The sequence below is a fragment of the Pseudalgibacter alginicilyticus genome (assembly GCF_001310225.1).
GTDB lineage: Bacteria > Bacteroidota > Bacteroidia > Flavobacteriales > Flavobacteriaceae > Pseudalgibacter > Pseudalgibacter alginicilyticus.
Genome location: NZ_CP012898.1, coordinates 3,403,057 through 3,416,302, shown reverse-complemented (window position 1 = coordinate 3,416,302; position 13,246 = coordinate 3,403,057). Strand labels below are relative to the sequence as shown.

At 32.9% G+C, this 13,246-nt stretch carries 12 protein-coding genes; 9 read left to right on the top strand and 3 right to left on the bottom strand.

The window, feature by feature from the left end; all coding sequences use genetic code 11:
- Positions 1 to 230: 230 nt before the first annotated feature.
- Positions 231 to 773 carry a DUF2911 domain-containing protein gene (locus tag APS56_RS14205; RefSeq protein WP_054729690.1) on the top strand — a complete coding sequence of 181 codons (543 nt, stop codon included), beginning with the start codon at positions 231 to 233 and terminating at the stop codon, positions 771 to 773.
- Positions 774 to 876: 103 nt separating this feature from the next.
- Here the strand turns inward: APS56_RS14205 and APS56_RS14200 are convergent, their stop codons facing one another.
- A complete protein-coding gene (locus tag APS56_RS14200; protein ID WP_211259726.1) occupies positions 877 to 1,506 on the bottom strand; it encodes a 7-carboxy-7-deazaguanine synthase QueE in 630 nt (209 codons plus the stop codon).
- 120 nt (positions 1,507 to 1,626) lie between these two features.
- Here APS56_RS14200 and APS56_RS14195 point away from each other — a divergent pair, with 120 nt between their 5' ends.
- Genes APS56_RS14195 through rluF form a run of 5 tightly spaced genes read left to right on the top strand, consistent with a single transcriptional unit; the run spans position 1,627 to position 6,400 of the window.
- Positions 1,627 to 3,159 (top strand): helicase HerA-like domain-containing protein, encoded by a 1,533-nt coding sequence (locus APS56_RS14195; RefSeq protein WP_054729686.1) that lies wholly within the window; start codon positions 1,627 to 1,629, stop codon positions 3,157 to 3,159.
- A gap of 40 nt (positions 3,160 to 3,199) precedes the next feature.
- A complete protein-coding gene (locus APS56_RS14190) occupies positions 3,200 to 3,760 on the top strand; it encodes a hypothetical protein (RefSeq protein ID WP_054729683.1) in 561 nt (186 codons plus the stop codon).
- Between the two features lie 12 nt (positions 3,761 to 3,772).
- The gene (locus tag APS56_RS14185; RefSeq protein ID WP_054729679.1) at positions 3,773 to 4,744 is read left to right on the top strand and encodes a YitT family protein; all 972 of its coding nucleotides are present in this window, start codon (positions 3,773 to 3,775) and stop codon (positions 4,742 to 4,744) included.
- A 49-nt stretch (positions 4,745 to 4,793) separates the two neighbouring features.
- Positions 4,794 to 5,612 (top strand): alpha/beta hydrolase, encoded by an 819-nt coding sequence (locus tag APS56_RS14180; protein WP_054729676.1) that lies wholly within the window; start codon positions 4,794 to 4,796, stop codon positions 5,610 to 5,612.
- 17 nt (positions 5,613 to 5,629) lie between these two features.
- A complete protein-coding gene (rluF, locus tag APS56_RS14175) occupies positions 5,630 to 6,400 on the top strand; it encodes a 23S rRNA pseudouridine(2604) synthase RluF (RefSeq protein ID WP_054729673.1) in 771 nt (256 codons plus the stop codon).
- Positions 6,401 to 6,403: 3 nt separating this feature from the next.
- On the opposite strand, the gene folD is transcribed toward rluF, so the two are convergent.
- A complete protein-coding gene (folD, locus tag APS56_RS14170) occupies positions 6,404 to 7,282 on the bottom strand; it encodes a bifunctional methylenetetrahydrofolate dehydrogenase/methenyltetrahydrofolate cyclohydrolase FolD (RefSeq protein ID WP_054729670.1) in 879 nt (292 codons plus the stop codon).
- A gap of 71 nt (positions 7,283 to 7,353) precedes the next feature.
- Positions 7,354 to 8,682 (bottom strand): signal recognition particle protein, encoded by a 1,329-nt coding sequence (ffh, locus tag APS56_RS14165; RefSeq protein WP_054729667.1) that lies wholly within the window; start codon positions 8,680 to 8,682, stop codon positions 7,354 to 7,356.
- A 434-nt stretch (positions 8,683 to 9,116) separates the two neighbouring features.
- On the opposite strand from ffh, the gene APS56_RS14160 reads away from it, so the two are divergent.
- From APS56_RS14160 to APS56_RS14150, 3 genes are read left to right on the top strand one after another with little or no spacing between them, the layout of a single operon-like run.
- The gene (locus tag APS56_RS14160) at positions 9,117 to 10,757 is read left to right on the top strand and encodes a DUF1800 domain-containing protein (protein ID WP_054729664.1); all 1,641 of its coding nucleotides are present in this window, start codon (positions 9,117 to 9,119) and stop codon (positions 10,755 to 10,757) included.
- A 10-nt stretch (positions 10,758 to 10,767) separates the two neighbouring features.
- Positions 10,768 to 12,396 carry a DUF1501 domain-containing protein gene (locus tag APS56_RS14155; protein WP_082379362.1) on the top strand — a complete coding sequence of 543 codons (1,629 nt, stop codon included), beginning with the start codon at positions 10,768 to 10,770 and terminating at the stop codon, positions 12,394 to 12,396.
- 27 nt (positions 12,397 to 12,423) lie between these two features.
- Positions 12,424 to 13,188 (top strand): DUF5050 domain-containing protein, encoded by a 765-nt coding sequence (locus APS56_RS14150; protein ID WP_054729653.1) that lies wholly within the window; start codon positions 12,424 to 12,426, stop codon positions 13,186 to 13,188.
- Positions 13,189 to 13,246: the final 58 nt, after the last annotated feature.

Sequence of the window (13,246 nt, the reverse complement as noted above, 5' to 3'; positions counted from 1 at the left end):
AATAACTAAAATTAAGCAGATGGCTTCGTTCTTTGTCCTCGCCATGTTAGTTTAACCATCACTGCGAGAAAGCACAACGCGTCAGTCTCTTTAATAGGAATTCAAAAACTTAAATACGCTAAAGCATTATAGTCAAAATGTAAATTTTAACATGCTTAACCGACTTTTATAAAAACTTTAAGACCATTGTATCTTATTTTTATAAATTCTAATTCATTAAACCCTTTATTATGAAAAAATTGACTTTTATTACACCTTTACTATTTGCACTTGTTATGTTATTATCTTTTAACGTATCTGCTCAAAAATTCCCTAGCTTAGACAAAAGCCCATTGGATCTTGCTGCGTTCCCAAATAGAGGAGCTGACAAGATTATTAAAGTATTTTATAGCAGACCTTACCTAAAAGGAAGAACGGTTGGAACAGACTTGGCTAAATACGGAGAATTATGGAGAACGGGCGCCAATGATGCTACTCAAATCATCTTTTTAAAAGATGTTAAATTAGGGAGTACAGCAATTAAGGCTGGCACTTACTCATTATTTACCATTCCTGGAGCTAAAGAATGGACTATTATTATTAGTTCAGCTATTGACAATTGGGGTACGGGTGGACACAAAGCATCTAACGAAGTTGCTAAATTAAATGTTCCTGCAACAACGGGAAGCGAATCTATTGAAAACTTCGCCATTGTTTTTGACGAATCAGGTAACACAATCAACATGCATTTAGGCTGGGGAACAACGCGTGTTACAGTGCCTTTTACTAAGTAATAAACGGTAAACGTATATCTTAAAAAGATAACAATGTCCTAACCAAATCAATTGATATGGTTGGGGCATTTGTTTTTCTAGTAACTTAAAACGTTAACAATTTCTATGGAATATTTAAGTACTTGTGTGTTTGTAATGAGACTTTCCATTTTGGATTTTTCATAACATATTCAACAATTTCAGGAATAACCTTTTCACGTTTACTCCACTCGGGCTGTAAATATAAAATGCAATCTTTATTTACTTTGGCGGCTTGTTCTTCTGCAAAGCGAAAATCATCTTTATTATAAATAATCATTTTAAGTTCTTGAGCTTTATCATAAACTTCGGCCGTTGGTAACTTCATCTTTTTAGGCGATAAACAAATCCAATCCCAAATTCCTGTCAATTTATAAGCTCCAGAAGTTTCAATATGTATTTGCAAACCTTCCGCTTTTAACTGAGTGGTTAAGGCTGTCATATCCCAAGTTAAAGGTTCGCCTCCTGTTATAACAATAGTATTGCTGTACTTTTTAGCATTGTTTACTATTTTTGAAATTTCAGTAGGAGGATGCAAATTGGCATTCCAGCTTTCTTTAACATCACACCAATGACATCCCACATCACAACCTCCAATACGCACAAAATAAGCTGCTGTACCTTTGTGAAATCCTTCCCCTTGAATGGTATAAAACTCTTCCATTAAAGGCAACATTTCACCCTTATCTACCAATAATTGTATCTCTTCCTTCATAAGTTTGCAAAGATACATATTCCTTGTTTTATTTATTGCTTTTTGAATTCCAATTCAATTTTATTCATGAACTATATTGACTTCTTTTTTTTTCCTGTATTTTTATGCAAAATATAAGGCATGAGTAAAACCGAAACTTTTTTTAAATATATTACTGAAGGCAACACTTGCAAAGGCGACTTTATACCTATGGGTGCCGCAATGTTAGGAGGAGAAGTTGTGACAGGCGCACATGTAAACATTCCTTTAAAAACTTTAAACAGACACGGCCTAATAGCTGGTGCAACAGGCACAGGAAAAACAAAATCTTTACAGGTTTTAGCTGAAAATTTAAGTGACAAAGGCATTCCTGTATTGCTCATGGATATTAAAGGCGATTTAAGTGGTTTAGCACAAGCAAGTCCTGGACATGCAAAAATTGATGAACGCCATAATAAAATAGGGATTCCATTTGAAGCTAAACCTTTTCCTGTGGAAATACTAACACTTTCTGAACAAGATGGTGTACGCCTAAGAGCAACGGTTAGTGAATTTGGCCCTGTGTTGTTATCTCGTATTTTAGATTTATCGGAAACACAATCGGGCGTTGTTGCTGTTATTTTTCAATATTGTGATGATAACAAAATGCCTGTTCTCGATTTAAAAGATTTCAAAAAAATATTACAATACGCCACTCAAGAAGGTAAAGAAGAATTTACCGAAGCCTATGGTAGAATATCTACTGCCTCAACAGGTGCTATTTTACGAAAGATTGTTGAATTAGAACAACAAGGGGCCGATTTATTTTTTGGTGAAACCTCCTTTGATGTTGATGATTTATTACGTGTGGATAACGAAGGAAGAGGCTTTATAAACATCATACGATTAACAGATATTCAAGACAGGCCCAAATTATTTTCAACGTTTATGTTAAGCTTATTAGCTGAAATATACTCAACATTTCCAGAACAAGGCGATAGCGACCGTCCCGAACTGGTTATATTTATAGACGAAGCACACTTGATTTTTAATGAAGCTTCTAAAGCTCTTTTAAGTCAAATTGAAAGTATTGTTAAATTAATACGAAGTAAAGGTGTTGGTTTATATTTTGTAACCCAAAATCCAACTGATGTTCCTGAAGCTGTTTTAGGCCAATTGGGCTTAAAAATACAACATGCTTTAAGAGCTTTTACTGCAAAAGATAGAAAAGCTATAAAATTAACCGCGCAAAACTATCCAGATTCTGAGTATTATGATACAACTGAAGTTTTAACCTCCTTAGGTATTGGAGAAGCCTTGATATCTGCTTTAGATGAAAAAGGACGTCCTACGCCACTTGCCGCTACCATGGTACGTGCTCCTATGAGTAGAATGGATGTTTTGACAGAAGACGAATTAAGCACCTTACTTTCAAACTCTAAACTTGCAAAAAAATACAATGAAACTATAGATAGAGAAAGTGCTTATGAAATGCTTACAAAAAAAATAAAACAAGCAGAAGCAAACGAGGCCAAAGAAAAAGCTAAAAAAGAACAAGACGCTTTAAAAAAAGCAGCATCTAAAAAAAGCACAAGTAGAAGAAGCACAGCAATGAACCCTATTGTAAAAGTTTTAACAAGTGCTACTTTTATAAGAAGTGTTTTTGGAATTCTTACTAAAGTCATGAAAAAATAAATCGATAACTCCAATTTATAACTTAAAATAAACCACAATAATGCAAAAATCACTTTTTAGCCTCATTCTATTATGTATTTTTTTATATAGTTGTAAAAAAGAACAAAACCCTTTTGAAATAAACAACCAGCACATTGGGTTACTAACTGACTCTACTCAAGTTAAAGACCTAAAAACCATTTATAATAATGATTCTATTGTAGGATTTGTAAGTGGAGATGCGTTTACTGGCAATATTAATAATATAGAAATTTTTGAAAAAGGAGGAAAACAATTATTAATTCTTACTCCTAGTCAATCGTTAGACTCAACATCGTTTATTAAAAGTATTCGAGTTATTGATCCACGGTTTAAAACCCCAAAAAACATTTCATCATTAAGTACCTTTAAGGATATTTCATCCAATTATAAAATATCAAGAATCGATAATTTAATCAATTCGGTAGTTGTTACAGTAAATGAAATCAATGCTTCTTTCACCATTGACAAAAAAGAACTACCTGCCAATCTTAGATTTGATATGGATTTAAAAGTTGAAGCGATACACATTCCTGAAAATGCAAAAATCAAATACTTTTTTATAAATTGGAATAAAGCCTAATACTCATACTCCATGAACCCATTTATAGCTAAAATATTAATTGATGTTGCAAAGAAAAGAATCAAATCCAAGCAACCTTCAAAACCTGTTAGTAAAAAACAAATTGTTCCTTTAGTAAGACGTTTTCAGGTTGAAATTTCGCACGCCATCAAAGAATACATCTTTATTATTATTGGAGTATTTTCCGCTGGTTTTGGCTTAAAAGGTTTTTTACTACCTAACAATTTTATTGATGGTGGTGCTACTGGTATTTCGCTATTACTTCAAAATGTTACAGGTTTTGATTTAAGTTACTTACTTATTTTAGTAAATCTTCCTTTTTTATTCTTAGGCTCTAAAACTATTAGTATAAAGTTTGCGATACGTAGTATTGTAGCTATTACCTTTTTATCAATAATTGTTCATTATGTCAATTACCCAACCATAACAGATGATAAGTTACTCATAGCTGTTTTTGGCGGATTCTTTTTAGGTCTTGGTATTGGTATGTCTATGAGAGGTGGTAGTGTTATTGATGGTACCGAAATAGTAGCCATTTTTTTAAGTAGAAAATTGTCACTTACTATTGGAGATGTTTTATTACTTATTAACATCATTATTTTCTCTTTTGGTGCTTATATTTTATCTATTGAAACTGCGCTTTATGCTATCCTGACTTATCTAGCAGCTGCAAAAACGGTTGATTTTGTAGTAGATGGTGTTGAAGAATATGTTGGTGTCACCATTATATCTGCTGAGCACGAAGCTATAAGAGTTATGCTGATTGAAAAATTAAGATGTGCTTGTACCGTATATGCAGGAAAGGGAGGTTTTGGTACCAGAGGCAATAGTTATGACAAAGACATACTTTACACGGTTGTTACAAGACTTGAATTGGCTAAATTACAAACAGAAATTGACAAAATAGACAGAAAAGCTTTTGTTACCATGAGCCTTGTTAAAGATTTAAAAGGAGGCATGATTAAAAAAAAGCCACTAAAATAATTTTATGTAACTCTTTTCAAAATTTCTATGCGACAGTTAAAATATATTTATGCTTCCTAAAATTGTTGGTTTTCTCTTAAATATTTTAAGTATTTTTTCTTCAAAATCAGCAGCAAGAATAGCTTTCAAACTATTCTCTGTACCAAGAAAAGGACAAATCACTAAACAACAAGCTGTGTTTTTAGATTCCGCAATTCAAAACATTTTCTATTATAAAAACAACCAAATAATGACTTATAAATGGAAGGGGAACAAGGACACCGTTCTTTTAATTCATGGTTGGGAAAGCAATGCAGGCAGATGGATGGATTTAATTACAGATTTACAAAAAAAAGACTATACTATTGTAGCATTGGATGCGCCTGCACATGGTAACTCTGGAAGCCTCCTATTTAATGCCGTATTATACGCTGAATTTATTAATGTGATCACAAAACAATTTAAACCAACTATTATGGTGGCTCATTCCATGGGAGGTTTAGCAGCTGCTTTTTCTATTTCTAAATATAAAATTAAAAACATTCAAAAACTAATATTAGCTGGTGTGCCTTGCAAATATTCAGATGTTATCATGCGCTATGCGCATATGATGAAGTACAAAAAAACCATTATTTCAAAATTAAAAAATAGTATAACTGAGCATTTTAATGTATCACCAGAAGCTCTATCAACAGCTAAAAATATTGAAAAACTTAATACAAAAGGATTAATTATTCATGATAAAGAAGACAATATTATTCCTTACAACGATGCGCTAATTATTAAAAGTAGTTTAAAAAACAGCAAACTTATTAGCACCAAAGGTTTCGGACATTCTTTAAAAGATTCATCTGTTAATTCTAAAATTATAGAATTTATTACTAGCTAAACTTCTATCTTTGTTCTATGGAAGAAAATCTTAAACGCATTAATAAATTTTTAAGTGAAGTTGGTTATTGTTCACGCCGTGAAGCAGATAAACTTATTGAAGCTGGTCGTGTTACTATAAATGGCAAGGTCCCTGAAATGGGAACAAAAATAGCACCTAATGATGTTGTTCATGTGGATGGGCAAGAAATAAAAAATAAGAAAGAAGCCTTTGTTTACTTAGCATTTAACAAACCCGTAGGTATTGTTTGTACCACAGATACTTCCGTTGAAAAAGACAATATTATTGATTTTATCAAATATCCTAAACGCATTTTTCCTATTGGTAGATTGGACAAACCAAGTGAAGGTTTAATTCTTTTAACGGATGATGGTGATATTGTAAACAAAATTTTGAGAGCCAGTAACAATCATGAAAAAGAATATATTGTAACGGTAGACAAACCTATTTCGCAAACTTTTATTGAACGGATGCGTGGCGGAATTCCGTTAGCTGATTTAAATAAAACAACTAAAAAATGTGAGGTTGAAAAACTGAGTACTTATAAGTTTCGAATTGTTTTAACTCAAGGTTTAAATAGACAAATCCGTCGCATGTGCGAATATTTGACTTATGAAGTACAAACACTAAAGCGCATTAGAATTATGAATATAAACTTAGACATGCCCATTGGTGAATATAGAGAACTTACTAAAACTGAGTTTCACGAATTAAACAATCTGCTTGAAAAATCAACTAAAGAATACGTAACCTCAAAAGTTGAAAAACACACTAAGAAACATCAATAAAGCTTAAGACATACGTCTTTCACGAGCCAACAAGGTATTTTTAAGCAACATAGCAATTGTCATTGGGCCTACACCACCTGGCACAGGTGTTATAAAACTTGCTTTTTTACTAACACTTTCAAACTCAACATCGCCAGCTAACCTATAACCATTCTTTTTAGTAGCATCTGGTACACGAGTAATTCCTACATCAATAATAACCACATCTTCTTTAACCATATCACCCGTTAAAAATTCTGAAATACCAATGGCAGCAACTATGATATCGGCAGCTTTAGTAATCTCAGCTAAATTTTTAGAACGACTATGAACAACTGTAACCGTAGCATCACCAGCTTGTCGTTTTTGACTCATTAAAATACTCATAGGGCGTCCCACAATATGACTCCTTCCCATCACTACTACATTTTTACCAGAAGTTTCTACCTGATACCTTTCCAATAATTCGAGTATTCCATATGGGGTTGCAGGTAAAAACGTAGGCAAATCTAAAGTCATTTTGCCCACATTTGTAGGATGAAACCCATCCACGTCTTTATCTGGATGTACTGCCATCAAAACTTTTTGCTCATCTATATGATCTGGCAAGGGCAGTTGCACGATAAAACCGTCAATAGCATCATCCATATTTAAGTCATTGATTTTTTTCAGTAATTCTTCTTCAGAGGTATATTCGGGTAAATCAATTAAAGTAGACTGAAAACCAATTTTCTCGCAAGCTTTTACTTTTGCATTTACATACGTCATACTAGCACCATCAGTTCCAACTAAAATAGCGGCAAGATGCGGCACTTTTTCACCTTTAGAAATCATTGCTTTTACATGTTCAGCAATTTCTTCTTTAATATCGTTACTTACTTTTTTACCGTCTAAAATTGTCATATTTTCTGGATTTTACCACGAATATTTTTTTACTAAAATTTTGACTATGCTTAGCTTAACTTTTAATAAGATTAGCGCATATTTTTCATCATTTGCATCATCTTTTTACCACCACCGCCTTGCATCATTTTCATCATTTTGCTCATTTGGTTAAATTGCTTTAAAAGTTGATTAACTTCTTGAACCGAAGTTCCTGACCCTTTTCCTATACGTATTTTTCTACTTCCGTTAATAATGGCCGGATTACTTCTTTCTTTTGGAGTCATTGAATGAATTATAGCTTCAATACCTTTAAAGGCATCATCGTCAATATCAATATCTTTCATCATTTTTCCAGCACCAGGAATCATCCCCATAAGGTCTTTCATATTCCCCATTTTTTTGATTTGCTGAATCTGACTTAAAAAATCATCAAAACCGAACTGATTTTTGGCAATTTTCTTTTGAAGTTTACGGGCTTCTTCCTCATCAAATTGTTCTTGGGCACGCTCTACTAATGATACCACATCCCCCATGCCCAAAATACGATCTGCCATACGTGATGGGTAAAACACATCAATAGCTTCCATTTTTTCGCCTGTACCAATAAATTTAATTGGCTTATTTACTACTGATTTGATAGAAATAGCAGCACCACCACGGGTATCACCATCTAATTTGGTTAGGATAACCCCATCAAAATTTAAAACATCATTAAAGGCTTTTGCCGTATTAACAGCATCTTGACCTGTCATAGAATCTACAACAAATAAGGTTTCTTGAGGCTGAATGGCTTTATGGATATTAGATATTTCAGTCATCATGACTTCATCAACAGCCAATCGACCTGCAGTATCTATAATAACCACATTAAATCCGTTTGCTTTTGCGTGTGCAATACCTGCTTTTGAAATAGCCACAGGATCTGTATTGCCTCTATCACTAAAAACCTCAACCCCTATTTGCTCTCCAACAACATGCAATTGATCTATTGCAGCAGGACGATAAACATCACAAGCAACTAATAAAGGTTTTTTAGTTTTTTTAGTTTTTAGATAATTAGCGAGTTTTCCCGAAAAAGTTGTCTTACCAGAACCCTGCAAACCAGACATTAAAATAACACTAGGTGAAGCAGAAAGATTAAGACCTTCAGCATCTCCTCCCATCAACTCAGTTAATTCGTCTTTAACGATTTTAACCATCAACTGTCCTGGTTGCAATGTTGTTAGAACATTTTGACCAATTGCTTTTTCTTTTACCCTAACCGTAAATTCCTTAGCAATTTTAAAGTTAACATCGGCATCTAAAAGCGCTCGACGTACTTCTTTTAAAGTTTCGGCAACGTTAACTTCTGTAATACTGCCATGTCCTTTAAGAACGTGTAAGGCTTTATCTAATTTATCGCTTAAATTATTAAACATAATTTATTTTTAATTTTAAGAATGCAAATTTAATGATTTGTAAGCGAATTAAGAAGTTTCATTTTACAAAAAGTAGAAATAAAAAAAGCTTGTAAAAACTTTAATTTCAAGAGCCTTTTAAGAGTTACCAAGTGTTCCCTTAAAATGATGTTTTGTCTGTTGAAAAATATATAGAACTAATTTGGAGCATTGATCTGAAAATGTTTTGGCCCCATAAAACAATTATGAACCCTAACATGCGTATTTGATAGCAACTATGTTACCTTTAAAATTAAAAACCAACCTTTAGGCATAACTCAAAACACAGACTCAATATTATTGAATTTCAAGATGAAAAGCTATTTTTACAGATAAAATGTTATTTTTGACAAAAAAAATAAGTTTTTTCCTAACACAAATGAATCTATTTTATATTTTTCATCAAAATTTATGTCATGGCATCACTAAACCCCCTTGGTTCAAATTTAGACTTAAGAAAGGCAAAACACCTAATCAGGCGTGCTACTTTTAAATTTACAAAAGAGCAATTAGACACTTTTGTGGGCATGTCTGCTACAAATGCTGTTAATAGTTTAACAACAGCGGCAGCCAATACTTTAGCAGAGCCATACGATCCGTTACCAATAGAATCTCCTGATGGTTATTGGACCTTATCAACCGAACTCCCAAATTCACTAGATGGTCAAGCTAGAAAACGAGCACAAGTTACAGCTTGGTGGTGGCACAATGCCATGCAACAAACCACCTTAAAGCACAAGCTTTCTTTCTTTTTACACACTTGTTTTCCAGTAGGTAAAGATGATGGTGTTGGCGCTCCAACTTATTTCTATGACCATATAAATTTTTTAGATTTTTATGCGTTTGGAAACCTAAAAACCATTGCAAAAAAAATCACTTTAGATAACGGGATGCTCGATTATTTAGATAATACTCAGAATAATAAAAATAACCCCAATGAAAATTATGCCCGTGAATATTTAGAGCTTCACACAATTTTAAAGGGCAAACAAATTGGACCAAATAATTACACTAATTACACAGAATTAGATATTCAACAGGCTGCAAAAGTCTTTTCTGGTTTTAAAAAACTTGCTGACCGAAGCATGATTGACCCAGACACCAATATACCAATGGGATATATTAATATTGATCAACATGATACAAGCGATAAAACTTTTAGTAGTGCTTTTGGCAATCAAATTATAATAGGTAGAGACACAGAGTTAGGGGCCTTTGAAGAACTTGATGATTTTGTTGAAATGGTTTTTGCTCAACCAGAAACAGCTAAAGCCTATTGCAGAAAACTTTATAGGTATTTTGTAAAAAGTGACTGGACAGAAGAAATTGAAACAGATATTATTGAGCCACTTGCCCAAATACTTATTGCTAATGAGTATGAAATTTTACCAGTAGTAACCACATTACTTTCAAGTGAACATTTCTATGATGCCGACGATAGTGATGCAACTGATAATATTATTGGAAGCATTATAAAAAGCCCTTTACAAATCCTATCAGAAGTTTGCGCCATGTTTGAATTAGAATATCCAGATCCAAGTACAAATGCTTTATTATATTATAGAAATTTCTTCCATAATTTTATACATAATAGATATTTTCCTGCTTCAGGCATTGAGTTTTACAACCCAGATTCTGTTGCTGGCTACCCTGCTTATTATCAAGAACCAGGTTTTGACAGAAATTGGTTTTCGTCAAACACACTTATAGGCAGATATAAACTCATTGAAAGTTTAATTGAAGGCAAAAACACCATAACAAGTGGAGATATTTATGCTCAGTTAGACACGGTTGCCTTTGTAAAAAATAAAATTGCAAATGCTTCTGACCCTAATTTATTAATTTCTGAAATTGCTGATTTATTATATCCTGAAAGCATAGATACTGATAGAACTAACTACTTTAAGAGTTTTTTAGTTGACGAAGGTTTTCCTGATTATTATTGGACTGGCGTTTGGTCACAATACCTCAATACAAATGAGGATGTTACGGTAAGAACCCGCTTAAATGCTTTAATTATTGCTATGGTTAATGCAGCGGAATTTCAATTAATGTAAGCTTAGAAACATGAAAAGAAGACATTTTATAAAGTTATCATCTGCGGCTTCAGTTATGGCCCTAACCCCTTTTGAATTGCAAGCGGCAATAAAATCAGTCATGCCTTTGGTAAATTGCCCAGATATTTCAAACCGAAAATTAGTACTTATCAATTTAGCTGGCGCCAACGACGGCTTAAATACCACGGTACCGCTAAATCAATATGATATTTATAGCAACTTAAGACCCACTATAAAAGTTCCCATTTCAGGAATCAATAAATACATAAATTTAGATACCACGCTACCTGATAATCAACAAATAGGTTTAAATCCAGCACTTACAGGTCTTAAGTCTTTATATGACAAAAGCTGGTTAAGAATCATACAATCCGTGGGGTATCCTTCACAGAACAAAAGTCATTTTAAATCCACAGATTTATATTTAACAGGAAACGACGGAAACAGTCTTTTAAATGGCACTGACACTGGTTGGATGGGACGATTCATGGAATTGTATTACCCAGATTTAATTGTAGAAAATTATCCTTTAGCGGTAGAAATAGGCTCTAACAAAACATCATTAGGATTTCATGCAGAAGAAGCTCATGGTTTGTCATTAAATATTTCTGGACAGGACCCTGCTGGTTTTTATACTGTTTTAAGTGGATTAGGAGGCGTACCGCCCTTAAATATTCCAGACTCAGATTATGGCAAACAATTAGAGTTTATAACCAATACTGATGCCTTGTCAAATACCTATGCTGGATCTATTTCAAATGCGTTTAATAAAGGAAAAAATGACATCAGTTATCCAGATAGCGATTTAGCAAATCAGTTAAAAACAGTTGCGCGATTAATAAGTGGCGATTTAGGCACAAAAATATATATGGTTCGTATTTCTGGTTTTGATACACATAACGCCCAAGTGCAAGGTGTTGGTGAAGCCTTAGGGACACACTACAGTTTGTTAACAGACTTGTCTGAAAGCATGGAAGCTTTTGTAAATGATTTGAACAGTCAAAATATATCAGATGATGTTGTGGGACTTACATTTTCAGAATTTGGCAGAAAAGCAGCTGAGAATGGTAGCTTAGGTACAGACCATGGTGAAATTGCCCCCATGTTTGTTTTTGGCAAACCAGTATCTGGAGGTGTTTCAGGTACAAATCCAGATTTAACTGAAGCTAAAAGCACAAATAACTACCAAATAAAAACGGTTCAATACGATTACAGACAAACATTTGCAACCTTACTTCAAAATTACCTAGGGGCCGATGATACTATTATTGATGCTACTTTTTTTAACCACACCATAAATGATAGTTTTGTAAACTTAAGAATAGAAGACCTTTTAAAGTCTGAATTTGACATATCAAAAGGATGTGTGGCAAGCTCAAATAATACAGCAGCAGAAAATAAAAACTGGTTGGTATATCCTAACCCGTTTAGAGATCTTGTTAATATTTCTGGAATTACCACAGTTGAAACAATGGTCCTTAAAATATATAATGCCTCAGGCATTCTATTAATAAACAAAACGGAAGCGATAATTGATAGCAAAGTATCCATCAATTTATACAATTTTAGCAGCGGTACTTACTTTTTTGAAATCCTTTCGGGAGGCAAAAAAGAAATTCACAAAGTCATTAAAATATAAATTGATTAATCATTGAAATTAAAATTTATGAAATCAATAAAAACCATTTTCAGTTTACTCATTCTTACAATTTTAGTATCGTCATGCCACTATGATTTAGATGATGTATATGAAAATTCAATTATAACAGATTCTATTCCTAATGAGAATGTTGAATATAAATGGTGGATATTAACACATAAAAATTATGAATCTCCAGGAATTTACCTTTACAATGAAACAAACGCAACAATTGAATTAAAACTAAATTTACCTGAAAATTTAGAATCACCTCATGCCTTAGCGTATGATGGAGAATCCTTATGGGTTGGAGGAAATGCAGAAGATGAATCCATCTATCAACTCAACCCTGAGAATGGTGAAATTTTATCTGAAATTATAAATATTAAAACTGAAGGAATTGCTTTGTTAGATGAATATGTATTCTATTCAAATGATAAAAACATTAATAAAATAGAAAAAAACGGAACACTTGTTGAAGAAATAACTACAAAAAACTCATCCTATACCATTCCCGATATAGCAATTAATAATAACAATTTATATTACTTACGCTATTCTGAAAATGAGCCAATCATAAAATTAAATTTATCCGATAAAAAAGAAAGTAAAATTCCAATAGCAGAAAGTATAGGAACATATTGTCTAACTATTTTTAATGATGAAATAATTACAGTAAACCCCTCTAATGAAATCAGTCATTTTAATCTTCAAACAGGAGCATTCATTTCAACCGAAACAACAGAAATAAAGGGATGGATTACAGCCATAGCACCATTTGACCAAAAATAAGCACGACAAAGCACAATTATTAAACGCTAATATTTTCTAAAACAATTTGCTTATTGAT